Annotated in this window: 19 protein-coding genes; 10 read left to right on the top strand and 9 right to left on the bottom strand. The window is 74.6% G+C overall.

Going from position 1 to position 26,594, the window contains the following annotated elements; genetic code table 11:
* Positions 1-32 precede the first annotated feature (32 nt).
* The 3 genes from asd to D9C15_RS04585 all read right to left on the bottom strand — a co-directional run bounded on the left by asd (position 33) and on the right by D9C15_RS04585 (position 3,860).
* Positions 33-887 carry an archaetidylserine decarboxylase gene (gene asd / locus D9C15_RS04595; protein WP_127996265.1) on the bottom strand — a complete coding sequence of 285 codons (855 nt, stop codon included), beginning with the start codon at positions 885-887 and terminating at the stop codon, positions 33-35.
* A 76-nt stretch (positions 888-963) separates the two neighbouring features.
* Positions 964-1,650, bottom strand: a complete 687-nt coding sequence (locus D9C15_RS04590) for a CpXC domain-containing protein (protein WP_164886643.1) — start codon at positions 1,648-1,650, stop codon at positions 964-966.
* Between the two features lie 20 nt (positions 1,651-1,670).
* Positions 1,671-3,860 (bottom strand): hypothetical protein, encoded by a 2,190-nt coding sequence (locus D9C15_RS04585; RefSeq protein WP_127996263.1) that lies wholly within the window; start codon positions 3,858-3,860, stop codon positions 1,671-1,673.
* Between the two features lie 78 nt (positions 3,861-3,938).
* Here D9C15_RS04585 and D9C15_RS04580 point away from each other — a divergent pair, with 78 nt between their 5' ends.
* Together D9C15_RS04580 and D9C15_RS04575 are read left to right on the top strand one after the other, a co-directional pair.
* On the top strand, positions 3,939-4,853 hold the full coding sequence (locus D9C15_RS04580) for a DMT family transporter (protein ID WP_127996262.1): 915 nt from the start codon (positions 3,939-3,941) through the stop codon (positions 4,851-4,853).
* Positions 4,854-4,872: 19 nt separating this feature from the next.
* Positions 4,873-5,661 carry an SDR family oxidoreductase gene (locus D9C15_RS04575; protein WP_127996261.1) on the top strand — a complete coding sequence of 263 codons (789 nt, stop codon included), beginning with the start codon at positions 4,873-4,875 and terminating at the stop codon, positions 5,659-5,661.
* 3 nt (positions 5,662-5,664) lie between these two features.
* Here the strand turns inward: D9C15_RS04575 and D9C15_RS04570 are convergent, their stop codons facing one another.
* From D9C15_RS04570 to D9C15_RS04560, 3 genes are read right to left on the bottom strand one after another with little or no spacing between them, the layout of a single operon-like run.
* Positions 5,665-6,582, bottom strand: a complete 918-nt coding sequence (locus tag D9C15_RS04570; protein ID WP_127996260.1) for a DMT family transporter — start codon at positions 6,580-6,582, stop codon at positions 5,665-5,667.
* On the bottom strand, positions 6,579-6,887 hold the full coding sequence (locus tag D9C15_RS04565) for a putative signal transducing protein (RefSeq protein WP_127996259.1): 309 nt from the start codon (positions 6,885-6,887) through the stop codon (positions 6,579-6,581). Before D9C15_RS04565 ends, D9C15_RS04570 begins: the two co-directional genes overlap by 4 nt.
* Positions 6,888-6,898: 11 nt before the next feature.
* Positions 6,899-9,490: a winged helix-turn-helix domain-containing protein gene (locus tag D9C15_RS04560; RefSeq protein WP_127996258.1), complete on the bottom strand. Its 2,592-nt coding sequence runs from the start codon at positions 9,488-9,490 to the stop codon at positions 6,899-6,901.
* A 126-nt stretch (positions 9,491-9,616) separates the two neighbouring features.
* Between D9C15_RS04560 and D9C15_RS04555 the strand changes: the two genes are divergently transcribed.
* From D9C15_RS04555 to D9C15_RS04545, 3 genes are read left to right on the top strand one after another with little or no spacing between them, the layout of a single operon-like run.
* Positions 9,617-9,997, top strand: coding sequence for a response regulator (locus D9C15_RS04555; RefSeq protein WP_127996257.1), 381 nt, complete (start codon positions 9,617-9,619; stop codon positions 9,995-9,997).
* On the top strand, positions 9,994-12,936 hold the full coding sequence (locus D9C15_RS04550) for a PAS domain-containing protein (RefSeq protein ID WP_127996256.1): 2,943 nt from the start codon (positions 9,994-9,996) through the stop codon (positions 12,934-12,936). Before D9C15_RS04555 ends, D9C15_RS04550 begins: the two co-directional genes overlap by 4 nt.
* A gap of 3 nt (positions 12,937-12,939) precedes the next feature.
* A complete protein-coding gene (locus D9C15_RS04545) occupies positions 12,940-13,722 on the top strand; it encodes a response regulator (RefSeq protein WP_375138747.1) in 783 nt (260 codons plus the stop codon).
* 63 nt (positions 13,723-13,785) lie between these two features.
* On the opposite strand, the gene D9C15_RS04540 is transcribed toward D9C15_RS04545, so the two are convergent.
* Positions 13,786-16,239, bottom strand: a complete 2,454-nt coding sequence (locus D9C15_RS04540) for a hybrid sensor histidine kinase/response regulator (RefSeq protein ID WP_205854720.1) — start codon at positions 16,237-16,239, stop codon at positions 13,786-13,788.
* A gap of 213 nt (positions 16,240-16,452) precedes the next feature.
* On the opposite strand from D9C15_RS04540, the gene D9C15_RS04535 reads away from it, so the two are divergent.
* From D9C15_RS04535 to D9C15_RS04515, 5 genes are read left to right on the top strand one after another with little or no spacing between them, the layout of a single operon-like run.
* Positions 16,453-16,656 carry a YjiS-like domain-containing protein gene (locus D9C15_RS04535; protein ID WP_127996254.1) on the top strand — a complete coding sequence of 68 codons (204 nt, stop codon included), beginning with the start codon at positions 16,453-16,455 and terminating at the stop codon, positions 16,654-16,656.
* Positions 16,649-18,115, top strand: coding sequence for an efflux transporter outer membrane subunit (locus D9C15_RS04530; protein WP_127996253.1), 1,467 nt, complete (start codon positions 16,649-16,651; stop codon positions 18,113-18,115). The genes D9C15_RS04535 and D9C15_RS04530 overlap by 8 nt, the downstream gene beginning before the upstream one ends.
* Entirely contained in the window at positions 18,112-19,275 is a 1,164-nt protein-coding gene (locus tag D9C15_RS04525; RefSeq protein WP_127996252.1) for an efflux RND transporter periplasmic adaptor subunit, read from the top strand. The genes D9C15_RS04530 and D9C15_RS04525 overlap by 4 nt, the downstream gene beginning before the upstream one ends.
* Complete coding sequence (locus tag D9C15_RS04520) at positions 19,272-22,370, top strand: efflux RND transporter permease subunit (protein ID WP_127996251.1); 3,099 nt, start codon at positions 19,272-19,274, stop codon at positions 22,368-22,370. The genes D9C15_RS04525 and D9C15_RS04520 overlap by 4 nt, the downstream gene beginning before the upstream one ends.
* Positions 22,363-23,517, top strand: a complete 1,155-nt coding sequence (locus D9C15_RS04515) for an FAD-dependent oxidoreductase (protein WP_127996250.1) — start codon at positions 22,363-22,365, stop codon at positions 23,515-23,517. Before D9C15_RS04520 ends, D9C15_RS04515 begins: the two co-directional genes overlap by 8 nt.
* Here the strand turns inward: D9C15_RS04515 and D9C15_RS04510 are convergent, their stop codons facing one another.
* Both D9C15_RS04510 and D9C15_RS04505 read right to left on the bottom strand, forming a co-directional pair.
* Positions 23,518-24,867 (bottom strand): HlyD family type I secretion periplasmic adaptor subunit, encoded by a 1,350-nt coding sequence (locus tag D9C15_RS04510; RefSeq protein ID WP_127996249.1) that lies wholly within the window; start codon positions 24,865-24,867, stop codon positions 23,518-23,520.
* A complete protein-coding gene (locus D9C15_RS04505; RefSeq protein WP_127996248.1) occupies positions 24,864-26,588 on the bottom strand; it encodes a type I secretion system permease/ATPase in 1,725 nt (574 codons plus the stop codon). Before D9C15_RS04505 ends, D9C15_RS04510 begins: the two co-directional genes overlap by 4 nt.
* Positions 26,589-26,594: the final 6 nt, after the last annotated feature.

The raw sequence follows: 26,594 nt of genomic DNA, 5'->3' as shown, positions 1-26,594 counted from the left end.
GCCGTGCAGCGGCATGCCGGCCCTCGGCTCGGTCACACCGTCGTGGCCGCCAGCGCCATCGCCTCGCCCATCCGGATCACCTTGCCCGCCGTCCACGCCGGCACGAAGCGCAGCGTGTCCCTGGGGAACAGCAGCACCACCGTCGAGCCGAGCAGGAAGCGGCCCATCTCCTCGCCGCGCTTCAGGCTCACCTGGCCGGGCGCATAGGCCCATTCGCGCAGCGTGCCGGGGCGCGGCGGGTTGACCACGCCGTGCCACACCGTGGCCATGCTGCCGACGATGGTGGCCCCCACCAGCACCAGCACGAAGGGCCCGTGCGGCGAGTCGAACACGCACACCACGCGCTCGTTGCGCGCGAACAGGCCCGGCACGCCGCGCGCGGTGGTCGGGTTCACCGAGAACAGCGCGCCCGGCACGTGGACCATGCGTGTCAGCGCGCCGTCGCAGGGCATGTGGATACGGTGGTAGTCGCGCGGGCTGAGGTAGAGCGTGGCGAAGGCGCCGTCGTCGAAGCGCGCGGCAAGTGCCGCGTCGCCGCCCACCAGCGCAGTGGTGCTGTAGTCGTGCCCCTTGGCCTGCAGGATGCGGTCGCGCGTGATCGGGCCGCACTGGCTGATCGCACCGTCCACCGGGCACACCCAGGGCGTGTCGGCGAGCGGCCGCGCGCCGGGCTTCAGCGCCCGGGTGAAGAATTCGTTGAAGCTCGGGTAATGCGTGATGTCCGGGTCGGCCGCCTCGGTCATGTCCACGCCGTAGCGGGCCACGAAGCGGCGGATCGCGCCGGTCGTCCAGCCGCCCGCCTGGGCCCGCGCCGCGCGGCCCGCCAGGCGCGTCAGCGTGGCCTTGGGCAGCAGGTACTGGGGCAGCACGGCAAGGCGGTCGGACATGGCGCGGGCGGGGCGGTCGGGGCAGGGCGGCGCATTGTAGGAGGCCCCCGCCGCGCGTCGGCGCTCTCGCGGCCTGTCAGGCCGGCTCGACCACGAAGCGCTGCCAGTCCACGTAGGGTGCCGCCGCCAGCTCGGCGCGCAAGGCCTGCCAGTCGGCCCCCTCGTCCGCCAGCCCGGCGAGCATCTCGCGCGGCACCTCGAGCTGCTCGACCCGCGCACCGTCCGCGGCCTGCAGCCAGGCCAGCCGCAGCAGCTGCGCGCCGGCGTCCACCAGGCGCAGCTCGACCGTGTCGGACAGCGGCAGGTCGCCGAGCTGGCGCAGCAGCGCGAGCTTGAGCAGCTCCAGCACCACGTCGTCGATGCCGTGCGCCGCGCACAGCAGCTTCTCGCGCAGCGCCGGCCAGCCGAAGGTGACCCGCACCGTGAGGCGCGCGCCGATCGCCCGCGCCGCCGCATCGGCATCCGCGCCGAAGGCCTCGGCGTGGATCGCGCGGGCCTGGGCCTCGAAGCGCTGCCACTGGGGCAGGTCGCCGGCCGGCCGCACCAGCATCCACTGGCCGCGCTCGACGTCGAGGTAGGTGAAGGCCGGGTCGATGCGGAACTCGCTGCGGCAGGCGCTGCAGCGTGTGCGCTGGAAGCGGTCTTCCAGGATGTCGCGGCGCAGGTCGGGCCGGCGCACGCCGTTGACGCTGTCGCAGGCGTCGATGCGGATCGCGCTGCCGCAGGCCGGGCAGTCGCAGGCGACGGGCTTGAAGACGGACATGCGGCCTCCGGGGTGGCCGCTCAGGCGGCGCGGCGCGGGTAGTGCACGGCCAGCCACTTGGCGTCCGGATGGCTGTCCGGCAGCGCCTTCATCTGGTAGGCCGCGTACAGCTCGGCGAACCATTCGGCCGGCGCCTTGAACTGGTACTGGCTGACGCCCTTGCTGCGCGCCGCCACGCGGTAGCTGCGCCAGCTGCCGTCGACGCGGCCGTAGAAGCGCCCGCCGATCACGTAGCCGTCGGGCTTCTCGGCATAACGCTTCCACAGGTTCTCGGGCTCGCTGCACGCGAAGCGGCACCACGCGACCGCCGGGTGCCGCTCCAGCGCGTCGAGGTCGATCGTGGCGGGGTCGCCCACCACCAGCTGCGCGAGCAGGTCGTCCACCGCGGCGTCGGCCGGCATCCGGCGCAGCAGGATCAGGCCGATGATCTCGCACAGCCACTTCACGTTCGGGTCGAGCTGCGGCACGGACTTGCACAGGTCGTTGTACAGCGCGTTGGCCAGCTCCACGTCCCACTCGTCGGCCTGCAGCAGCAGCCCGCGATCGGTCTGCGCCTGCAGCACCGCCGGGTGCTGGCGCAGCAGCGCCCGGTCGGGCCGCTGGGCCACGCAGCGTTCCAGCGGCGCGAGGCCGCGCACCGGGTCGGGCGCGGGGTTGCGCCAGGGCCGGCCGCTCAGCGTGCACACCAGCAGGCCGTGCAGGAAGCCGTGCGACAGGCGATCGCTCTGGTGGTCGGCGAAGAAGCCCTGGGCCGTGCCGGCGATCTCGGCGATCTCGTCGACGCGGTGCATGCGCCAGCCGCCGAAGTCGTCATGGTGGCCGCGCTGGTCCATGAACTTGTCCATGTCGTCGATCGAGTGGCCGAGTTCGTGCAGCGTCGTGTGGTTGAAGGTGTTGGCCTTGGACTGCTTCACCCGGGCCTCGCGGTCGACATCCGGGTCCTGGTCGAACTCGGTCGACGTGTCGCCGGTCTTGCCGATGTTCAGCGTCAGCTTGCACTCCTCGGCGTCGTAGGTGGAGCTGGCCGGCTGGCGGTTGCGCACGATGCGCTGCAGCTTCGGGTTGTGGCGCGCGTGTTGCTCCGGCACCTGGCCCAGCACCGCATAGAGGCGCGGCAGCGCCTTGGTGGTCAGGTCGCCGGCCAGCGAGGTCATGTCGTAGCGCGCCAGGATGGCCGCCTCGACAAAGGCCTTGGCAGGCGCCCCCTCGGCCTTGCCCTTGAGCGACTTGACCATCGCATCCAGCGCAGCCGGCCCCTGGGCCTGCGCCATCAGCGCGCGCAGCAGCTGCGGGTCGTGCGCCAGCGCGGCCTGGGCGCGTGCCTGGGCCTTGACGCCGCTGTCCTGCGCCAGCGCGGCCAGTGCGCCGCCGGCCTTCTTGCGGAAGTCGGCCAGGGTCCGCTCGATGCGCACGACCTCCTCGAGCGCCAGGTCGGGTTCGTCGGTCTGGATGAAGGCGTCGAGCCGTGCCAGCCCGAGCTGGCTGTCCTTCGCGAACGCGGCCGCCGCCGTGTCGAGCCCCGGGTAGGTGCCGGCGTCGATGCCGGCGCGGATCGCACTGCATTCCTGGCGCAGCGCGGCGAGCCGCGCGCGCGCCTGGTCGAGCTTGCCGGGCGGCGGCTCGAGCCGCGCCATCGCGGCCTTCTGCGCCTCGAGCTGGTCCCAGGCGGTGTCGTACTGCCGCTGCATCGCGGCCGCATGCCGGGTGTCGTTGGCACGCACGAAATCGGCCCAGGGCGCGGCCAGCGCGCCGACGTAGGGCTGGTTGGCGTGGCGGTCGTAGTGCTCCTTGAAGCGCGGCTGGACGGCCGGAAACTCGGTCAGGTAGCGCTTGCGCGCCGCGAAGCTGCGTTCGCGGTCGTCGAGCCCGCGGCGCTCGCCGGACTCGGCCCCGAGCTGCCGCAGCGCCGCCTCCAGCCGCGGCAGCAGCCGCTCGGCGCGCTCCCAGTCGCGTTTGGCGCGCGCCTCGCGCAGCTTCTCGCGCGCCTCGTTGTAGCCGCGCACCGCGGCCTTCACCGGCGTGCCGGCACCCTTGAAGCGCCCGTCGACGATGCCGGCGTCGAGCTCCTCCAGCGCCGGGCCGAGCTGCTCGAGCCGCGCCAGCACCTGGCGCTTGACGCCGGCGTCCTCGGCGGCATCGTCCGCGCCGGGCAGCGCGGCGCCGATGTCGAACACGCGCTTGAGCCACTGGCGCTGCCTGTCGTCGAGCATGGCATCCCTCCGCCGGCTGGGGGAGCGCATGGTACTGCGGAGCGTACGCCGGCGCGTCTCCATAGAATCGACGCGCACATGCATTCACCCTCCGCCGCGGCCGCGCCGCGCGCCGCCACTCCGCTGCCCGGGCTGCTGCTCGCCAGCCTCGGCGCGGTGGCCTTCTCCGGCAAGGCCATCATCGTCAAGCTCGCGTACCGCCACGGCGTCGACGCGGTGACGCTGATCATGTTCCGCATGCTGTTCGCGCTGCCGCTGTTCCTGGCGCTGGCGTGGTGGGCCGGGCGTGGCAAGCCGCCGCTCGTGCGGCGCGACTGGCTCGCGGTGCTCGGGCTCGGCTTCACTGGCTACTACCTGGCGAGCTTTCTCGATTTCGCCGGGCTGGCCTATGTCAGCGCCAGCTTCGAGCGCCTGGTGCTCTACCTCAACCCGACGCTGGTGCTGCTGCTCGGCTGGGTGCTGTTCGGGCGCCGCGTCGGCGCGCGCCAGCTGCTCGCGCTGGCGGTCAGCTATGCCGGCGTGCTGCTGGTGTTCGGCCACGAGTTCGAGCTCGAGGGCCCCGACGTCGCGCTCGGCGCGGCGCTGGTGTTCGGCAGCGCGCTCAGCTATGCGGTCTACCTCGTCTACAGCGGCGAGGAGGTCAAGCGCCTCGGCTCGCTGCACCTCACCGGCCTGGCGACGAGCGTGGCCTGCGTGCTGTGCATCGCGCAGTTCCTGCTGCTGCGCCCGCTGTCGGCCGCCACCGAGGTGGCCGAGCCAGTGATCTGGCTCTCGCTGCTGAACGCCACCGCCTGCACCTTCGCGCCGGTGCTGATGGTGATGATGGCGATCGAGCGCATCGGCTCGACGCTGGCCGCGCAGACCGGGATGATCGGCCCGATGTCCACCATCCTGATGGGCGTGCTGATCCTCGGCGAACCTTTCACCGCCTGGGTGGCGGCCGGCACCGCGCTCGTGCTGGCGGGCATCTGGCTGCTGGCGCGCTGGCGCTGAACTTGATCGGAGACGACACATGGATCTGGGCATCGCAGGACGCTGGGCGCTGGTGTGCGCCGCGAGCAAGGGGCTGGGCAAGGGCTGCGCCGCGGCGCTGGCCGGCGAGGGCGTGAACCTGGTGATCACCGCGCGCGGCGCCGAGGCGCTGGAGGCCACGGCCGCCGAGATCCGCGCCGCGTGCCCCCGCGTCGAGGTGCGCACGGTGGCCGGCGACATCACCACGCCCGCGGGCCGCGCCAGTGCGCTGGCGGCCTGCCCGCAGGTCGACATCCTGGTCAACAACGCCGGCGGTCCGCCGCCGGGCGACTTCCGCGACTGGGGCCGCGAGGACTGGATCAGGGCGGTCGAGGCCAACATGCTGACGCCGATCGAGCTGATGAAGGCCAGCGTCGACGCGATGGCCGCGCGCGGCTTCGGCCGCGTGATCAACATCACCTCGGGCGCGGTGAAGGCGCCGATCGACACGCTGGGCCTCTCGAACGGCGCGCGCAGCGGGCTGACCGGCTTCGTCGCCGGGCTGGCGCGGCAGCGCCGCCTGGCCGAGGCCAACGTGACGATCAACAACCTGCTGCCCGGCTGGTTCGACACCGACCGCGTGAAGGCCACCACGCAGGCCACCGCCGCCAAGACCGGCCAGAGCATGGAGGCGGTGCTGGCGAAGCGGCTCGCGGGCATCCCGGCGCACCGGCTCGGCACGCCGGCCGAGTTCGGCGCCTTCTGCGCCTTCCTGTGCAGCACGCACGTGGGCTACCTGACCGGGCAGAACATCCTGCTGGACGGCGGCAGCTACCCCGGCACGTTCTGACGATCAGCGCCGCGGCAACGACGAGACCGCGATGCCCGCGGCGATCAGCACGAAGGCCACGCCGTGGTACCAGGCCGGCCACTCGCCCAGCAGCGCGGCCGACAGCAGCGCGGCGAACAGCGGCGTCAGGTTGGTGAAGAACGCCGCCACCGCCGGGCCGACCGTCGCCACGCCGATGCCCCAGCAGCGGTAGGCGATCAGCGAGGGCCCGACCGCGACGTACAGCAGCGCCGCCGCCACGCCGGCCGACCAGCGGATCGGCGCCGGCTCCAGCAGTGCCTCGCCGGCCGCCCCCAGCGTGGCCCACAGGCTGCCGAACAGCATCTGCACGCCGAGGAACTCGGCCCAGTTCCAGTGCGGCCGCGCGTCGCCGCGCATCGAGTCGGGCGGGCGCGCCAGCATCCAGCTGTAGACCGCCCAGGAAGCGGTGGCCACCAGCATGTACAGGTCGCCGGGCACCAGGTGCAGCTCGCGCAGCACCTGCGCGCTGCCGCGCGCGAGCACCAGTGCCACGCCGGCCAGCGAGAGCGCCGCGCCGGCGAACTGGCGCGCCTGCGGGCGCTCGCCATGCAGCAGCGCGCCGACCAGCATCATGAACAGCGGGCCGCTGGCGGCAATCAGCGTCACGTTCAGCGGCGTGCTGGTCTGCACCGCCAGGTACTGCAGCGCGTTGTAGCTGCCCACGCCCACCAGCCCGAGCAGCGCCAGGTGCGCCCAGCGCGCGGCGACCGCGGCGCGGGTGTGCCACAGCCGCCAGGCCAGCGGTGCGAGCAGCGCCAGCGCGAGCCACCAGCGCAGGGCGTTCAGCGCCAGCGGCGGCACGCTGCCCACGAGCGCGCGGCCGACCACCGCGTTGCCGGCCCACAGCAGCGGTGGCAGCACCAGCAGCAACGCGATGCGCGGGGTCAGGGCCGTCTTCATGCGGCGGGCATCGCCGTGCCGCAGTTCCAGCACTGCTCGAACGGGCCGTCGATCGCCTCGCCGCAGCCCGGGCAGCGCCAGTGCCGCACCGGCGGGCGGCGCAGTTGCGCCAGCAGCACGCGGGCGCGCTCGAGCGCCGTGTCGTCGCCGATCCAGACCTCGGGCAGCGCCTGGTCGGGCGGCAGCTCGCCGGCGATGCTGCTCGCATAGGCGCGCTGCACGCTGGCCTCGATGCCGGCATGCGTGAGCATGTCGGCCCACAGCGTGGTCAGCGCGAGGTTGGGAGCCTGGACGAGACGCTTCACGTCAGCGCCTGTCAGACGTTGGCGCGGTACCAGGCCGCGGCCTGGCCGCGCGAGCTCACCGCGAGCTTGTCCAGCACGTTGGCCACGTGGCGCTTGACGGTGTGCGGGCTGAGGTCGAAGGCGCGTGCGATCAGCTTGTTGCTGTCGCCGGCGGCCAGGCGCTCGAGCACCTCGAGCTCGCGGCTGCTCAGGCCGGCCGGTGTGGCCGCGCTCGCCGGGCGCGGCGCTTCCCCCACGGGGCCCAGGCGCGCCAGGCCCTGCTCGAGCGCGGCACGGTCGGCCGGCTCGAGCAGGCCGTGCCAGTCGGCCGCGCGCAGCAGGCCGGCCACCGGCCGCGCGAACAGCAGCGCCCCCGCCGCGCCCTGCTGCAGGCGCGTCTGCAGCCCGGCCAGCGGCTCGGCGGCCTCGGCCGGCCGCCCCGTGCGCAGCCGGGCGGCGGCGAGGAACAGCCGGGTCGGCGCATCGAGCCGGGTGCGCACCAGGTTCACCGGGTCGGCCAGCGCACGCTGCCAGGCCGCGGCGGCGGCCTCGGCGTCGCCGCGCAGCCAGGCCAGGTGGCCCTGCGCGATGTCCAGCACGATGCCGTGCAGGCCGGGCAGGGCGCCCTCCGGCGGCGTGGCCTGCAGCACCGCGGCCTGCTCGGCCAGCAGCGCGGCGTCGCCCACCGCGGCGGCGCAGCCGGCGATGAAGTTGGCCACGATCCAGCGTGCCCGGTGGCCCTGGCCGGTGGACGGCCCGTCGAGCAGCTGGCGCGCGGCGCGCCGCGTGGCCTCGGCGTCGCCCGCGGCGGCCTCGATCTGCAGCTCCAGCACCGTGGCCAGCGCGTTCACGCCGGTCGGCTCGGCGAGCCAGCGCAGCTCCTCGTGGGTGGTGGCGAGCGCCGCGCGGGCGCCGTCGATGTCGCCGCCCACCAGCAGGCGGTGCCAGCCGCGCGTGACCAGCGCCATCGCGCGCAGCGTCAGGGGCTGGTCGCCGCCGACCTGCAGCGCGCCCTGCACCCAGCGCTCGATCAGCGGCCCCATGCCCGGGATGTGCACGCCCACCGTGCCGAGGTTGCCCTGGTACCACAGGTGCGGCTCGCGGCTGCGTTCGAGGTGGGTCAGCGTGCCGGCGTAGCGCCGGCAGGCCTCGTCGAAGCGGCCCTCGTCGATGTCGGCCCAGGCCAGCGCGACGCCGGTCACGACGTGCGGCGCGGGCGAGCGGGCGCGCAGGTTCTCGACGCCCAGCTCGCGCAGGCCGCGCCGGCTCAGGAAGTTCAGCGCGATGGCGCGGTAGCCCAGGCCCATCGCCTCGACCTCGGCATCGGCCAGTGCGCGGCCGAGCGACTGCGCGGTGCGGGCCGATTCGTCCATGGTCGGGAAGTCGCCCTGCGCCCAGGCGAGCAGGCAGCGCGCCAGGTGCCAGGCCGGCAGGTGCTCGCGCGTGGCAGCGTCGAACTGCGCCAGCGTCGTGCGCACGGTGGGCAGCGCGCCGGCGGTGATCCAGGCCGGTGTGGCCTCCAGCAGCACCTGCGCCGCGCCGGCCGTGTCGCCCGCGCGCAGCAGCAGCGCGATGCGGCGCAGCGGGTCGCCCTCGCCGGCGGCGGCACGGCGCAGCAGCGCCGGCAGCTGCTGCGGCTGCTCCTGCAGCAGGCGCTGCTCGAGCGCGGCGCGGAACAGGTCGTGCAGCTTGAGCGTGGGCTCGGCGGCGTCGAGCGCGCTGACGAACAGTCCCATCTGCTCGATGCGCTCGAGCCAGCGCGCGGCGTCGGCGCGCCCGGTCACCGCCGCGGCGCGCGCGGCGGTCAGCTCGGGCAGCACGCTGACCTGCAGCAGGAACTCGCGCAGGCCCGGCTCGAGCGTGTCGATCACCTCGCTGGCGAGGAAGTCGGTGAAGGCGCGCTCGCTGCCCAGCGAGCCGCCGCCTTCGACCCGCAGCGCGAGCTGCACGCCGGCGGCCCAGCCCTCGGTGCGCGCCAGCAGCGCGTCGAGCCGCTGCGCCGGCGCGCCGGCCGCGGCGAGCCAGCCGGCGAGTTCGTCGCGGGTCCAGCGCAGGCCCTCGGCGCGCAGCTCGGTCAGCTCGCCGGCGGCTCGCCAGCGCGCCAGCGCGAGCGGCGGGTCGTGCCGCGTCACCAGTGCGAGCGTCCAGCGCGGGCCGAGGCGCTCGACCAGCGCGTCGAGGAAGCGGTGCACGTCGGGCTCGTCGATGCGGTGCAGGTCGTCGATCACGATCACGCCGTGCGCGACCTCGGCGGCCTCGAGGGCGTTGATCAGCTCGCCGGTGAAGCGCGCGCGGCCGGCCGCCTCGCCCGCGCCGGCCACCAGCGCCTCGGGCGCGCTGCGCCAGGGCAGGTCGTACGGCTCGAGCGCGGCCACCAGGCATTCGAGCAGGCGCGGCAGGTCGTCGCCCGCATCGGCCGAGACCCAGGCCAGCGCGACGCCCGCCGGCCAGTCCTGCAGCTGGCGGGCGAGCAGGGCGCTCTTGCCCCAGCCGGCCGGCGCGCTCACCAGCACCAGGCGCTGCGCCAGCAGCGCCGCGCGCAGCGGCGCGTCGACGCGCGGCCGCGCCAGCAGCACGCGCCCGCGCGGCTGCGGCGGCTGGATCTTGGTGCGGGCGAAGCTCATCGTCCGGGCATGCTACGGCAGGCCCGCGGGGCGGGGGGCGGCCGGCGCGATTCTTTCAACTGAAATCCGGCGTGCCCCCGGCTGCCATGCCGGGCGGCGCCGGCGTGCCCAAAATCGCCCGGAACGATGGACGATCACCGCCGCCCCCCTGCACGACCGCACCGCATCGCCCTGCTGGACGGCGATGCCGCGCTGCTCGGCCTGGTGTCGGCCTGGCTGGCCGACTGGGGCCCGGTGGTGGCCCAGCCCTCCGGCGCGGCCACGCCCGCCGACCTGCTGCTGGTGGACGTGCCGTTCCCGCGCCTGGTGGCCCCCGGCGGGCTGCACGAACTGGCGCGCCGGCACCCGGGCGTGCCGGTGATCGCGCTGTCGCCCACCGTCTTCCCCGGCATCCGCCGCCGCGGCGAGCTGGCGCGCCGGCTCGGCGTGGCCGCGGTGCTGCCAAAGCCGGTGCCGCGCGAGGCCCTGCTCGAGACCGTGCACGAGTTGCTGGGGGCGCCGCGGTGAACACACGGGTCGACCACCCACGCCGCCGCCTGATCGGCGCGCTTGGCGCACTGGTGATCGTGGCGATCGTGCTGCAGGCGGCCTACGACATCTGGCGCAGCCGCGAGGCGGCCATCGCCGCGACGCTGCGCGAGCTCGACGCGCAGGCGCGTGTGCTGGCCGAGCAGACGGCGCGCACGCTGCAGGCGGCCGACGTGGTGCTGCGCCACCTCGCCAGCCTGCACCGCCAGGGCACGCTGGCCGCGATGGACGGCGACGCGCTGCACGCCCTGCTGCGCGAGCAGGCCATCGGGCTCGGCCAGGTGGCCGGGCTGGGCGTGTTCGACGCCCAGGGCCGCTCGCGCGCGCTGTCGTGGGTGAACCCGCCGCCCGACTGGTCCTTCATCGGCCAGCGGCCGGACTTCCAGCGCCTGGCCGGCGACCCCGGCCGCGAGGTCTACATCGGCGACGCCTTCCGCAGCCGCGGCGACGGGGTCTGGTTCTTCCCGATCGCGCGCCGGCTGACGCGGCCCGACGGCGGCTTCGACGGCCTGGTCACCGGGCGCTGCCGCATCGACTACTTCCAGGACTTCTACCGCAGCGTGCAGCCGGACGCCTCGACCCGCATCGCGCTGGCGCGGCTCGAGGGACCGATCCTCGCGCGCCACCCGCCGCTGGACAGCGCGCTCGGCCGGCCGCAGCCGCAGGCGGCCGCGCTGTTCGCCTCGGTGGCCGCGGGCGAGGCCGTGCCGGCGCTGATGAAGAGCCCGCTGGACGGCACCGAGCGCTTCGGCACCCTGCGCCTGGTGCCGGAGTACGAGCTGGTGGTGATCGTCTCGCGCGACGCTGCGGCCGCGCTCGCGCCCTGGCGCGCGCAGGCCCTGGGCACCGCCGGGCGCACGCTGGCCCTGGCCGCACTGGCCACTGCGCTGCTGCTGCTGGCGCTGCGCCAGTTCGCGCGGGTCGACGCGGCGCGCCGCTCGCTGGAGGAGTCGCGCGAGCGCTACGCGCTGGCCGTGGCCGGTTCGGACGACGGCATCTGGGACTGGGACCTGGTCGCCGGCATCGCCTACAACTCGGCGCGCGGGCGCGAGATCGCGGGCCTGCAGGACGCGCCCGAGTACCTGCCCATCGACGAGTGGAAGGAGCGCCTCGCGCGCACCGTGCACCCCGACGACCTGGAGGCGCGCCGCCACGCGCTGGCCGAGCACCTGGCCGGACGCACGCCGGCCTACGCGGTGGAGTTCCGCGTGCGCCGGCCCGAGGGCGACTACCGCTGGATCCGCGTGCGCGGCACCTGCATCCGCGCGCCCGACGGCCGGCCGCTGCGCCTGGCCGGCTCGGTGAGCGACATCGACGCGCGCCAGCGTGCCGAGGCCGCGCTGCGCCGCTCCGAGGAGCGCTACCAGCTCGCGGTGGCGGGCTCGAACGAAGGCTTGTGGGACTGGGACCTGGCCAGCGACCAGCTGTTCCTCTCGCCGCGCGCGCAGCAGCTGATGTTCCTCGAGGTCGGCGAGCCGCTGCGCCCGCGCGACGAGTGGATCGCGCGCAGCACCTACCACCCGGAGGACATCGGCGGCGTGCGGCGCGCGCTGGCCGAGCACCTGCGCGGGCGCACGCCGCACTTCGTGGTCGAGTACCGGCTGCAGCACCACAGCGGCAGCTGGCACTGGTACCGCCAGCGCGGCGTGGCACTGCGCGACGCGGCCGGCCGGCCCTACCGCATGGCCGGCTCGATGGAGGACATCACCGCGCGCAAGCAGGCCGAGGCCGAGCGCGAGCGCCTCGAGGTGCAGCTGCGCCAGGCGCAGAAGCTGGAGGCGATCGGCACGCTGGCCGGCGGCATCGCACACGACTTCAACAACATCCTCGCGGCCATCCTCGGCTACGGCGAGCTGGCGCAGAAGGACGCCCCGGCCGGCAGCCCGCTGCGCCGCCACCTCGACGCCGCGCTGGCCGCGGCGCTGCGCGCCAAGTCGCTGGTCGAGCGCATCCTCGCCTTCAGCCGCAGCGGCATCAGCGAGCGCGTGCCGGTGCACGTGCAGTCGGTCGTGCAGGAGGCGCTGGACGGCATCGCCGCGACGCTGCCGCCGGGCGTGGCGCTGCAGCGCCGCCTCGCCGCCGGCGACGCCGGCGTGCTGGGCGACCCGACGCAGATCCACCAGGTGGTGCTGAACCTGTGCGCCAACGCCGTGCAGGCGATGCGCGGACAGGGTCGGCTGGAGGTGGCGCTGGAGTCGGTCGCGCTGGCCGCGCCGCGCGTGGTGGCCACCAGCACGCTGCCGGCCGGCGACTACCTGCGCCTGCAGGTGCGCGACAGTGGCGAGGGCATCGCGCCGCAGGTCGTCGAGCGCATCTTCGACCCCTTCTTCACCACCAAGGAGGTCGGCGTCGGCACCGGGCTGGGCCTGTCGCTGGTGCACGGCATCGTCACCGACCTGGGCGGCGGCATCGGCGTGGAGAGCGCGCCCGGCGCCGGCACGACGATGAGCGTCTACCTGCCGCGCCAGGGCGTGGTGGCGCCGCCGCAGGCCGCGCCGGCCGACGAGGCGCCGCCCGGCGCGGGCGAGACCGTGCTGCTGGTGGACGACGAGGAAGCGCTGGTGCGCCTGGGCGAGGAGACGCTCGCGGCGCTGGGCTACGAGCCGGTGGGCTTCACGTCCAGCCGCGCCGCGCTGGCCGCGCTGCGCGAGGACCCGGCGCGTTTCGACGTGGTGCTGTCCGACGAGGCCATGCCCGAGATGACCGGCAGCGAGCTGCTGGTCGCGATCCGCCAGCTGCGCCCCGAGCTGCCGGTGGTGCTGATGAGCGGCCACGTGAGCGCCGCGCTGGCGGCGCGCGCCCGCGCGGCGGGGGTCGTGACGGTGCTCAACAAGCCGCTCGTCTCGGCCGACATCGCGCGCGCACTGGCGAGCGCGCTGCGCCGCCCGGCGCCCGCCTTGCACAACGAGGAGACCTGACCCATGCTGACGACCATGTCCGAGCCTCCTGCCTCCGTCGCCGGGGCCGCCGTGCCGGCGCCCGCCGCCTGGCCGCATGTCGTCGCGGTCGACGACGACGCCGCGATCCGCGCCCTGCTGGTCGACTACCTGAGCGGCAACGAGCTGCGCGTCAGCGCGGTGGCCAGCGGGCGCGAGTTGAGCGAGCTGCTGGCGCGCGAGACCGTCGATCTGGTGGTGCTCGACGTGCGGCTGCCCGGCGAGGACGGCATGCAGATCGCGCGCCGGTTGCGCGAGGGCTCGGCGATCCCGATCCTGATGCTCACCGGCCGCGCCGAGGAGGCCGACCGCGTGATGGGCCTGGAACTCGGCGCCGACGACTACCTCACCAAGCCGTTCAGCACGCGCGAGCTGCTGGCGCGCATCCGTGCGCTGCTGCGGCGCGCCCAGGCGCAGGCCAGCGTGGCCGACGCGATGGCGCGCGTGCGCGCCTACCGCTTCGCCGGCTGGGAGCTCAACGTCGGACTGCGCCGGCTGAAGAACCCGCAGGGCGCGCTGGTGGAGCTGACCAACGGCGAGTTCAGCCTGCTGGCGGCCTTCCTGTGCGCGCCGCAGCGCACGCTCTCGCGCGACCAGCTGCTCGACCTCTCGCGCCTGCACAACGCCGAGGTCTACGACCGCTCGATCGACGTGCAGATCCTGCGCCTGCGCCGCAAGATCGAGGCCGACCCGGCCCGCCCGCGCTTCATCGTCACGCAACGCGGGGCGGGGTATGTGTTCGAGGCGGGGGTGGAGGTGGTGCGGTAGGAGTCTGCGCGGCAGAAACCCAGGCCCGCCCGGCGCGGGCCTGGGTTTCTGCCGCGCAGACTCCTAGGCGCGCCCTGCGCCGCCGGCCCGGCGGACCTGCGCCAGCACCTCCGGCGCGTCGAAGGGCTTGTGCAGCAGCGGCAGGCCGTGCTGCTGCACGAAGGCCTGCACGCCGCCGCCGAGCGCGTCGCCGGTCATGGCGATCACGCGCTGGGCGAGTGCCGGGTCGCGGCGGGCGATCTCGCGGTACAGCGTCGGCCCGTCCATGCCGGGCATCTTCAGGTCGGTGAGCACGACGTCGAAGGCCTGTGTCGACAGGCGCTCCAGCGCCTCCTGCCCACTGGCGGCCAGCATGACCATGTGGCCGGCCGACTCGAGCAGCTCGCGCAGCAGTGCGCCGATCTCGGGTTCGTCGTCGACCACCAGGATGCGCCGCGGCGCCCCGGGGGCGCCATCGGCCGGCGCGGGGCCGGCGAGCGGCGCCGGCGTCTCCTCGGCGCCGAGCACCGGCAGCGTGACGACGAAGCGCGCGCCACCGCCGTCGGGTGTCTCCAGCGCCAGCGTGCCGCCGTGCGACTGCACGATGCCCAGGCTGACCGCGAGCCCGACCCCGGTGCCTTCGCCCACCGGCTTGGTGGTGAAGAAGGGATCGAAGATGCGGCCGGCGAGTTCGGCCGGCACGCCCGGGCCGTTGTCCTCCACCTCCATGCGCACCTGGCCGCCGTGCCGGCGGCTGCGCACCCGCAGGCGGCGCTCTCCGGGCTGGCCGGCCATCGCCTGCTGCGCGTTCATCAGCAGGTTCAGGAACACCTGCGAGAGCTGGTCGGCATCGGCCAGCACGCGCGGCAGCGCCGGGTCGAGCTGCGTGCGGACCAGCACCGCGCCGCTGTGCAGCTGGTAGCCGAGCAGCTCGAGCGCACCGCGCAGCACGGCGTTCAGGTCGGTGGCGCTGCGCACCGCGTCCTGACGGCGCGCCATCGCGAGGAAGGTGCGCACGATGCGCGTGCAGCGCTCGGCCGCGCTGCGGATCGCCTGCGCGCGTTCGCGGTCGGTGGCGCTGGCGGCCTGCTCCTCGAGCTGCATCGCGCGGCCGACGACCACGGTCAGCGGGTTGTTCAGCTCGTGCGCCACGCCGGCCAGCAGGCTGCCCAGCGCCGACAGCTTCTCGCTCTGGTGCAGCGCCTCGCGCTGGCGCGCCAGCTCGGCCTCGGCGCGCGTGGTGTCGGCCAGTGCCTGCTCGATGCGGCGCTTGTCCTCGCGCAGCGCGGCATCACGCTCGGCCACCTCGTGCGCCATGTGGTTGAAGGCAGCGGCGAGCCGCCCGAGCTCGTCCTCGCGCTCGGCCGGAAGGCGCACTGCGGTGTCGCCGCGCGCCAGCGTCTCGGCGGCACGGGTCAGCGCGCCGAGCGGGCGCGCCACCTGGCGGCGCAGGATCGCGGCGACGATCACCAGCGGCAGCAGCAGCGCCACCGCACCGATGGTCAGCGCCCACAGCAGCGGCGCGGCGGCACGCGCGCGCACCACGTCCACCGGCAGCAGCGCGGCCACGTACCAGCCCGGGCCCTCGATGCGCGCCAGTGCGTAGAGTGAACCATCGGTCGCGTCGCGGCCCTGGTAGGCCGGCGCGCCGTCGTGCAGCAGCGCGGCATAGGGGCTGCCGCGCCCGCGCTCGGGCTGCTTGGCATCGGCCGTGTCGAGCATGCGGCCGTCGGGCAGCAGCGCGAGGTAGCGGATCTCCGGCCCGGCCGGCGGCAGCACGCGCGCCAGGAACTCCTTGACGACCACCGTGGTGCCGATGCTCGCCAGGTGCCGGCCGTCGATGCGGATCGGCGTCAGCGCCGCGAACACCGCGCCCATGCCGGGGCTGACCGCGTCGAACTCGGGTGTGGACCAGCGCGTGGCCAGGTCCGGCCCGGGCGGCAGGTTGGCGACGCGGCCCCAGTCTTCGCTCAGCTGGTCGTAGTCGGAGGCGACGTCGGTGCTCCAGGTCGGCGCGAGGAAGGGGTCGTAGCCGAGGTTGGCCTGCTCGGGCACGCTGACGAAGTAGAGGTTGTCGTTGCGCGTCGCCGCGCCCGGCCCGTAGCGCGTGGACAGGTCGTGGAACAGCACCACGCGGCGGCGCAGGTCGTCGCTCAGCGGCGTGCCCTGGCGCACCCAGCCGGTCGGGTACTGGCGGCCGTCGGCGATCTCGCGCCGGCTGCGCCAGGCGCCGGCGGCGTCGCGCTCGAGCAGGGTGTCGAAGCGGCGGGCACTGGCCGCGTCCTGCAGGTCGGGCCAGCGGCGCGCGAACTCGTCGCGCACCGTCAGGTGCATCTCGGTCACGCGCGCCAGCACCTGCTCGGCCACGCGCGCCCGCTCGGCCGCCTGCAGCGCGAGCCGCTCGAGCTCCTGCGTCTCGATCTGGCGGTACAGCACCCAGGCTCCGAGCGCGCCGAACAGCAGCAGCGCCGCCGCGCCCAGCCCCGCCAGCCACAGCACGACCTTGCCCGTCAGCGTGCGCGAGAAGTAACCCGTCATCGGAGCGGCGCGTGTGGAGGCCCGGATGATCATACGGACTCGCTCCCCCTGCGCGGCGCCGCGACGCATTGCAGTTGAAACAGGGGTGCGGGCCACCCGCCGGCCGTCGCGCGCGACGGTTTCAGGCGCAATCGGCCGTGCCACGCGGGAAACCGCGGGGCAACCGCCCGGGCGCGAAATCCCTTCTCACCCCATTCCGAGAAGGAGAGCCCCATGTTGCTGATGTCCCCCCTCGGCGCCGTGCTGCGTTGGCTGGCCGCCTCGCGCAGCCGCTGCGCCAGCCTGCACGACCTCGACGAACGCACCCTGGCCGACATCGGCCTGCACCCGAGCGAGATCGGCTCCGTGGAGGCGGAATGGCGCGGCATCAGCCCGGCCACGCGCCGGCACCTGGCCGACGCGCCGTGCCATGCGTAAGACGGCGCTGCTCGCCGTGCCGCTGGCCGCCGTGCTGGCCGGCTGCGCGACAGCACCGCCGGCCCCGACCGAGCGCCGCCTCGTCGCTGCGGCCGAGCTGCCGGTGCTGGCGCCGGCCGCCCACGCCCGCCTCGAGGCGGGCCTGGCGATCGAGCGCTGGTGGACGCTGTTCGGCGACCCGGCGCTCGACCGGCTGATCGAGCAGGCGCTGCGCGACAGCCACGACCTGGCTGCCGCGGCGGCGCGTGTGCGCGAGGCGCAGGCCCGGCTCGACGAGTTGCGCGGCGCGCGCCGCCCGGCGCTGGACCTGCAGGCCAGCCACGGCCGCGCGCGCCAGTCGGCCGAGGGCACGCCAGCCGGCGCGCCGCGGGTCGGCGGCAGCCACCGCGTCGCGCTGGTCGCCCGCCACGAGATCGACCTGTGGGGTCGGCTCGCCGCGGCGAGCGATGCCGCCGGCGCCCAGCTGCGTGCGCAGCAATGGGCGCGGGCCAGCGTCGAGTGGGGCCTGAGCGCGCAGCTGGCCGAGGTGCATTTCGGCCTGCGCGCGCTGCAGCGCCAGCTCGAGATCGCCGAGGCGGTGCGCGCCGGCCGTGCCACCACGCTGGCGCTGCGCCGGCGCGAGCAGGCTGCGGGCATCGCCAACGAATTCGACCTGCGCCGCGCCGAGGCCGAGCTGGCCGGCACCGAGGCCACGCTGGCCGCGCTGCGGCGCCAGCGCGCGGCCCTCGAGGCGACGCTGGCGCTGCTGGCCGGCCGGCCGCTGGCCCAGGTCGTCGACCGCGAGGCGCCGCACGAGGCGCTCGACCCGGGTGCGCCGTTCCAGGCGCGCCTGCCGCAGGGCGACGCGGCCGAGCTGCTGCTGCGCCGGCCCGACCTGCGCCAGGCCGAGGCGCAGCTCGCCGCCGCGCAGGCCGACGTGGACGCGGCCCGCGCCGCCACGCTGCCGACACTCGCGCTGTCGGGCAGCGTCGGCAGCGACGTGCGTTCGCTCTCGAACCTGTTCGACGGGCCGGGCATGGTGTGGTCGCTCGCGCTGTCGGCCACGCACCACCTGTTCGACGGCGGGCAGGGCCGCTCGCGTGTCGCGCAGGCCGATGCGCGTGCCGATGCCGCGCTGGCGGGCTACCGCCAGGCCGTGCTGGCTGCCGTGCTGGAGCTGCGCGAGGCCTACGCCACGCTGGACCTGAGCCAGCAGGCGCTGCAGGCCGAACAGGCGCGCACGGCGGCGCTGGCGCGCTCGCGCCGGCTTGCCGGGCTCGGCTACGCGAGCGGCGCCTTCGGCTACCTCGACCTGCTCGACGCCGAGCGCCACCACTTCCAGGCGCAGCTCGACGAGGTCGACGCCTACCGCGACCGGCTGCTCGGCCAGGTCGCCGCCTTCAAGGCGCTCGGAGGCGGCCATCGAGGCCTGGCCACCGCGGCTGCCGCTCAACCCGAATCCGGAGGAACCGACCAATGACCCCCAGCCGACACCCCGGGCAGCGCGCGACGCGCCGCCGCCTGGCCTTGCTCATCGGCGCGACTGTGCTGGGCGGCACGGCACTCGCGCTGGGGGGCAAGGAGCGCACGCCACCTGCCGCCGACGTGGCACCGGGTGCCGCCGCCGCGCTGACGGTCGACCTGGTCCGCCCCAGCACCCGCACGCTGCCGCGCAGCCTGGCGGCCAGCGGCAGCCTGGCCGCGCGCGACGAGCTGATCGTCGGCTCCGACGCCAACGGCGTGCGCCTGACCGAGGTGCTGGTCGAGGTCGGCGCGCGCGTGCGGCGCGGCCAGCTGCTGGCGCGCGGCGACGACGCCCAGCTGCAGGCCCAGCTCGCGCAGCAGGAGGCGCTGATCCGCCAGGCGCAGGCCGAGAAGGTGCAGGCCGACGCCAACCTGGAGCGCGCCGAACGCATCGTCGACTCGGGCATCTACAGCGTCGAGACGGTGCAGGCGCGCCGCACCGCCGCGCTGGCCGCGGCCGCCAAGCTCGAGCTGGCGCGCGCGCAGCGGCAGGAGCTCGAGGTGCGCCTCGCCCACACCCGTGTGCTGGCACCGGCCGACGGCGTGATCGCGCGGCGCAGCGCGAGCGTCGGCCAGGTGGTGCAGTCCGGCGTGGAGCTGTTCCGGTTGATCCGGGGCGGTGAGCTCGAATGGCTGGCCGAGTTGCCCGACCATGCGCTCGGGCAGGTGCAGCCGGGTGCGGCCGCGCAGATCGTGCTGGCCGACGGCCGGCGCATGGACGGCACGGTGCGCCTGGTCACGCCGACCGTCGACACGCGCAGCCGCAACGGCCTGGTGCACGTGGCGCTACCGGCCGAGGCCACGCTGAAGGCCGGCGGCCACGCCCGCGGCGAGATCGTGGTGGCCAGCGCGACCATACTGACGCTGCCCGAGTCGGTGGTGCTCAGCCGCGACGGCCAGCCCTTCGTCTTCCTGGTCGGCGCCGACGGCGTGGCACGGCTGACGCGCATCAGCACCGGCACGCGCCAGCGCGGCCTGGTCGAGGTGACCGGCGGGCTCGAACCCGACGCGCCGGTGGTGTCGGCCGGCGCCGGCTTCGTCAAGGACGGCGAACGGGTGCAGGTGGCGCCCGCCGCGCTGCAGCAGGCCGGCCAGTCCGCGAGGAACGGCTCATGATGCAGAACCTCTCGGCGAACGCGATCCGCCAGCCGATCCCGCCGATCATCCTCTTCGTCCTGCTGACCTTCGCCGGGCTGCTGGGCTTCCACAGGCTGGGCATCAACCAGTTCCCGGACGTCGACATCCCGGTCGTCACCGTGACGGTGAACCAGCCCGGCGCGGCCCCGGCCGAGCTGGAGGCGCAGGTCACGCGCATCGTCGAGAACGCGGTGGCCACGGTCGGCGACGTGTCGCACATCATGTCGACGCTGTCGGACGGCAGCTCGCGTACCGCCATCGAGTTCCAGTTCGGCAAGGACATCGACCGCGCCGTCAACGACGTGCGCGATGCGCTGACCCGCGTGCGCGGCGAGCTGCCGGGCGACATCGACGAGCCGGTCATCACGCGCATGACCACCTCGGGCGGGCCGATGATGACCTACACGGTCCAGGCCGCGGGCCGGACGCCGGCCGAGCTGTCCTGGTTCGTCGACAACGAGGTGGCCAAGACGCTGCTCACCGTGCCGGGCGTCGGGCAGGTGAAGCGCATCGGCGGCGTCGACCGCGAGGTGCGCATCGTGCTGCAGCCGCAGCGCCTGGCCGCCTACGGCATCACCGCGGCCGAGGTGAGCCGCCAGCTCAGGGAGGTCAACGTCAACCTGCCCGGCGGCAAGGCCGAGGTCGGTGGCCGCGAGCAGAGCATCCGCACGCTCGGCGGCGCCACCGGCGTGGACACGCTGCGCGCGCTGCAGATCACGCTGCGCGACGGCCGCGCGGTGCTGCTGAGCGATCTGGGCGAGGTGCTCGACGGCAGCGCCGACGCGAGCCAGGACGCCTTCGTCGGCGAGGAGCGCGTGGTGGCCTTCCAGGTGATGCGCGGTGTCGGCTCGTCGTCGGTGGACGTGGCGCGCGGCATCGAGCGCGCGGTCGACAGGCTGTCGGCCGCGCACCCGCAGATGCGGATCGCGCTGTTCAACTCGACGGTCGAGTTCACGAAGGAGTCCTACGCCGCGTCGATCGAGGCGCTGGTGCTCGGCGCGCTGCTGGCGGTGATCGTGGTCTGGTGGTTCCTGCGCGACTGGCGCGCCACGCTGATCTCGGCCGTGGCAATGCCGCTGTCGGTGATCCCCACCTTCTTCTTCATGTCCTGGCTCGGCTTCACGCTGAACCTGATCACGCTGCTCGGGCTGTCGCTGGTGGTGGGCATCCTGGTCGACGACGCGATCGTCGAGGTCGAGAACATCGTGCGCCACATGCGCATGGGCAAGTCGGCGCTGCAGGCGGCGCTGGACGCGGCCGACGAGATCGGCCTGGCGGTGGTGGCCACCACCTTGGCCATCGTCGCGGTGTTCGTGCCGGTCAGCTTCATGTCGGGCGTGCCGGGGCAGTTCTTCCGCCAGTTCGGCATCTCGGTGGCGATCGCGGTGCTGCTCTCGCTGCTGGTGGCGCGCCTGCTCACGCCGGTGATGGGCGCCTACTGGCTCAAGCCGCACGGCGCGGCGCAGGAAGACGGCCCGCTGATGCAGCGCTACCTGGCGCTGGTGCGCTGGGGGCTGGCGCACCGCGGGCTGAGCCTGGCCTCCGGCGTGCTGCTGTTCGCCGGCTCGATCGCCCTGGCGCCGCTGCTGCCCAGCGGCTTTATCCCGGCCAGCGACCGGGCCATGAGCACCATCACCTTCGAGCTGCCGCCCGGTGCGACGCTGGCCGAGACCAGCGCCGCTGCCGCGCAGGCGCGCCGGGTGATCGCTCGGCACCCCGAGGTGACCGGCGTGCTGACCACCATCGGCGCCGGCGCGCAGCTCGACGCGATGGGCAGCAGCACGAACGCCGAGCTGCGCTCGGGCACGCTGACGCTCGCGCTCGTGCCGCCGGGCCGGCGCACGCTGTCGCAGCGCGAGTTCGAGAAGCGGCTCGAGCCCGAGCTGCGTGCCATCCCGGGCCTGCGCTTCCGCTTCGGCGGCGGCGAGGCCGGCGAGGTGCTCGACGTGGTGCTGGTCAGCGACAACCCCGCGGCGCTGGAGCGCGCCGCCGAGCGCCTGGAGCGCGAGATGCGCAGCGTGCCGGGCGTGGGCAACCCGGCCGCGGCCAGCGGCCTGCGCCGCCCCGAGGTGCTGGTACGGCCGGACCCGGCACGTGCCGCCGACCTCGGCGTGACCGTGGCCGACATCGCCACCACGGTGCGCGTGGCGACCATCGGCGACACCACCGCGCAGCTGCCCAAGCTGCACCTGGACGAGCGCAGCCTGGCGATCCGCACCCAGCTGGCCACCGAATCGCGCAGCGACCTGGACACGCTGCGCCTGCTGCCCGTGCCGACCGCCGACGGGCGCAGCGTCACGCTGGCGAGCGTGGCGCAGCTCGAGATGGGCAGCGGGCCGGCGCAGATCACGCGCTTCGACCGCCGGCGCAGCGTCAGCATCAAGGCCGACGTGGCCGGTGCGCCGCTGGGCGAGGTGAACGAGGCGATCGCGCGCCTGCCGGCCATCCGCGAGCTGCCGGCCGACGTGAAGCAGGCCGTGTACGGCGACAGCGAGCGCATGAAGCAGCTGTTCGAGGACTTCGGCGTCGCGATGGTGGCCGGCGTGCTGCTGGTGTACTGCGTGCTGGTGCTGCTGTTCCACGACTTCGCGCAGCCGCTGACCATCATGGCTGCGCTGCCGCTGTCCATCGGTGGGGCGCTCGGCCTGCTGCTGGCGGCCGGCGAGGCGATGTCGCTGCCGGCGACCATCGGCATCCTGATGCTGATGGGCATCGTGACCAAGAACTCGATCCTGCTGGTCGAGTACGCGCTGGTCGCCCTGCAGGGAGGTGCGAGCCGCAGCGCGGCCATGCTGGATGCGTGCAGCAAGCGCGCCCGCCCGATCCTGATGACCACCGTGGCGATGGGCGCCGGCATGCTGCCGATCGCCCTGAAGATCGGCGCCGACGCCGACTTCCGCGCGCCGATGGCCATCGCCGTGATCGGCGGGCTGCTCACCTCGACGCTGCTGTCGCTGCTGTACGTGCCGGTCGTCTTCACCCTCGTCGATGACCTCAAGCGCCGGCTGGGCCGGCGCTTCACGCGGACCGCCGTGCCCACCCCCCGGACTGCTGCTGGAGAAACCCATGCCTGAGACCCCCGTTCCCTACGATGCCGACGTGCTGATCGTCGGCGCCGGCCCGGCCGGCCTGACCCTGGCCACGGCACTCGCGCTGCGCGGCATTCCCGCGCTCGTGATCGACCGCCAGGCGGCCGGCGAGAACACCTCGCGCGCGGCCGTCGTGCATGCCCGCACGCTGGAGGTGCTGGAGCCGCTGCAGGTGTCGGCGCGCCTGGTGGCGCGCGGCCTGCAGGCGCAGCGCTTCACGATCCGGGATCGTGACCGTGTGCTGGTGCCGATCGGCTTCGAGCGGCTGCCCACGCGCTACCCATTCACGCTGATGGTCTCGCAGGCCGTCACCGAGCAGGTGCTGCTGGACCGCCTGACCGAGCTCGGCGGACGCGTGCAGCGCCCCTGCGAGCTGCTCGACCTGGCGCAGGACGAACGCGGCGTGAGCGCGCGGCTGTCCGACGGCCGGACCCTGCGCACACGCTACGTGGTCGGCGCCGACGGCATGCACAGCACGGTCCGCGAGCGTGCGCGCATCGGCTTCTCCGGCGGCAGCTACGACGAGTCCTTCGTGCTGGCCGACGTGCGCGCCGAGGGCGAGCTGCCGCACGACGAGGTGATCCTGTACTTCTCGCCTGCCGGCATGGTGGTGGCGGCGCCGCTGCCCGGCGGCGTGCACCGCATCGTCGCCACCGTCGACCAGGCGCCGGAGCGGCCCGACGCCGGCTTCGTGCAGGCGCTGCTCGATGCGCGCGGCCCGCAGGCCCGGCGGGCCCGCATCACCGAGGTGCTGTGGGGTTCGCGCTTCCGCGTGCACCACCGCGTGGCCGACGCCTACCGCGCCGGGCGCGTGCTGCTGGCGGGTGACGCCGCGCACGTTCACAGCCCGGCCGGCGGGCAGGGCATGAACGCCGGCATCCTGGACGCGATGGCGCTGGCCGAGGCGCTGCAGCGTGCGCTGGCGGGCGACCGCGGCGCGCTGGAGGCCTACGGCGGGCAGCGCCGCCCGGCGGCGCAGGCGGTGGTGGCGCTGGCCGACCGGCTCACGCGCCTGGCCACCGTGCCGCGGGCGCTGCGGCCGCTGCGCAACGGGCTCCTGCGCCTGCTCGCGCGGCTGCCCGCGGTGCGCCGCACGCTGGCCTGGCGGCTCTCGGGGCTGGTGTACCGGTGATCAGTACTCGCGCATCGAGCGCCGCATCGCGTTGGTCAGCGGCTCGACCAGGTAGTCGATCGCGCTGCGCTCGCGGGTGCGCACGAACACCTCGGCGCCCATGCCCGGCAGCACCGCCGGGTTGCCGGCATGCTCCAGCGAGGCACGGTCGAGCTCGACGTGCACCACGAAGTAGGGCGCGCCGGTCTGCCGGTCGACCAGCGAGTCGGCCGAGACGTAGACCACCTTGCCCTCGATCAGCGGCGTGTTGCGCTGGCGGTAGGTGGTCAGGCGCACGTCGGTGGGCAGGCCGACACGCAACTCGCCGATCGCGTCCACCCCGACCCGCGCGTCGACGATCAGCGGGCTGTCGTCGGGCACGATGTCGAGCACCGGGTCGCGCGGGCCGAGCGTGCCGCCGGGGGTGGTGAGCTTGAGGTCGACCACCCGGCCGGCCACCGGCGCGGTGATCAGTTTGCGCGTGGAGGCGTCGCGTGCGCTGCGCAGCTGCTCCTCCAGGTCGATCAGCTTGCCGTTCACGTCGCGCAGCTCGGTGGTGGCTTCCTGCACGTAGGCGTCGCGCAGGCTGGACATGCGCAGCTCGAGGTCGGTGGCGCTGCGCTTGGCACGCGACAGCTCGGCCGCGTTCTCGCCCTGCTTCATCTGGTATTCAGAGGCGGCGCGCTGCAGCGCCATCACGCGGGTCTTGTTGACGAACTGCTGCTCGGCCAGCGCCTCGTTCAGGCGCACCTCCTCCTGCATCTGGGCGAGTGCCGAGCGCACCGACGTGCCCTCGAGTTCGCGCGCGGCGATCTCGCGCTTGACCTCCTCGATCTGGTCGCGCAGCTGGCGCAGCTGCGAGTCGAGTGCGGCGCGGCGCGTGGTGAACAGCGCCTGCTCGCGCGCCACGATCTCGGCCAGCCGCGGCTCGCCGATGCGCTTGCGCCAGGTCTCGGGCAGCTTCCAGGCGGGGGCCATCGCGCGCTCGGCATCCAGGCGCGACTGGCGGATGCGGAAGGCATCGAGCTGGCTGCTGGTCTGGTCGAGCGTGGAGTCGATGCGGGCGTCGTCCAGCACCACCAGGGTCTGGCCGGCCTTCACCCGCTCGCCCTCGCGCACCAGGATCTCGCGCACGATGCCGCCGTCGCGGTGCTGCACGGTCTTGCGGTTGGTGTCGACCTTGACCAGGCCCATCGCGACGATCGCGCCGCCCAGCGGGGCCCAGACCGCCCAGGCCAGCATCGCGGCGACCGCCACCACGATCGAGGCGGCGCCGGCCCAGCCGGCCCAGCGCGCCGCGGCGGTCCACTGCGCGGCCAGGTCGGCCGGCTCGGTCGGCGCGGGCAGGGTGTTGGCGAGGGGGGTGCTCATGCGGTCCCCTGGGCGCGCGCGGCCTGCAGCACCGGCGGCTTGGCGCCGGGCGGGTGATCGCCGGCGGGGGCGCCGGCAGCCGCCGCCTCCGCGGCCTTGTCCTGGCGCACGCCGATGCGCTCGACCATGCCGTCGCGCATCACCATGATGCGGTCGGCCACCGAGAGGATCTGGGTGCGCTGCGTGATCAGCACGACGGTCGTGCCGCGGGCGCGCGCGTCGGCGATGGCCCGCGCCAGCGCCTGCTCGCCCTCGGTGTCGAGGTGCGCGTTCGGCTCGTCGAGCACGACGATGCGCGGGTTGCCGTAGAAGGCACGTGCCAGCGCGACCCGCTGGCGCTGCCCGCCGGAGAGGAACCGGCCGCCTTCGCCGACCGGCGTGTCGTAGCCCTTGGGCAGGCGCACGATCAGGTCGTGCACCTGGGCGCGCTGGGCGGCCAGCACCACCTCCTCGCTGTGCGCATCGCCCAGCCGGGCGATGTTGTCGGCCACCGTGCCGGCGAACAGGCCGACGTCCTGCGGCAGGTAGCCGAGGTGCCGGCCGAGGCGGTCGGGGTCCCATTGCGAGAGCGCCGCGCCATCCAGCCGCACCGCGCCGGCACTGGGCGGCAGCACGCCGAGCAGCAGCCGCGCCAGGGTGGACTTGCCCGAGCCGCTCGGCCCGATCAGCGCCAGCACCTCCCCGGCGGCGATCTCGACGCTGACACGCTGCACCACCGGCTTCTGCGCCCCCGGCGGCACGTAGGTCAGGCCCTCGACCGTGATCGCGCCGGTGGGTTCGGGCAGGGCGGCAAAGCGCTGCGCCGCGTCGCGGCCGAGCAGGCCGTCGAGCCGGCGCCAGGCCAGGCGCGCCTCGACCAGCGCCTTCCACTGACCGACCAGCTGCTCGACCGGCGCCAGCGCGCGGCCGAGGATGATGGTGACGGCGATCATCACGCCCGGCGTGGCCAGCTGCTCGATCACCAGCCAGGCCGCCGCGGCCATCATCACCACCTGCACCGACTGGCGGAAGAAGCGCGTTGCCGAGCCCACCAGCCCGGCAATGCGCTGGATGCCGAGCTGGCGCGTCTGCAGCGCGCCGGACTGGCCCTCCCAGCGCCGCGCCACCGCCGGCGCCATGCCCAGCGCATGCACCACCTCGGTGTTGCGCATCACCGCGTCGACGAACTGGCCGGCGTCGCGCATCTGCTGCTGGGCCTGCTCGAGCGCGGCGCGGGTGGTGCGCTCGTTGATCCAGGTCAGGATCACCAGGACGATCGCGCTGGCCAGCGCCAGCAGGCCCAGCACCGGGCTGAACAGCGCGATCACGACGATGTAGATCGGCATCCAGGGCGCGTCGAACAGCGCCACGATGCCGGGCCCGGAGAGGAAGGCGCGCAGCGCGCCGACGTCGCGCAGCGCGTGCTGGTGCACCGGCGAACCGGGTGTCGCCACCGAGTCGAGCACCAGCTCCAGCGTGCGCCGGCCGACGCCGCGCTCGAACAGGGCGCCCAGCAGCACCAGCAGCCGGGCGCGCACCAGGTCGAGCGCGAACATCAGCAGCAGGGCGCCGCCGGTGATCAGCGACAGCATCACCAGCGTTTCGACACTGCGCGTGGACAGCACGCGGTCGAACACCTGCAGCATGTAGAGCGACGGGGCGAGCAGCGCCAGGTTGATCACCAGGCTGAACAGCCCCGCCGCGAGGAAGAAGCGGGCGTGCGCCCGCAGGAAGGCCAGCATGGTCGA

Origin of the sequence: Piscinibacter defluvii (assembly GCF_004011805.1) — a bacterium.
Taxonomy (GTDB): domain Bacteria; phylum Pseudomonadota; class Gammaproteobacteria; order Burkholderiales; family Burkholderiaceae_C; genus Piscinibacter; species Piscinibacter defluvii.
The sequence above is the reverse complement of the archived record's forward strand: the minus strand, read 5'-3'. Positions and strand labels throughout refer to the sequence as shown.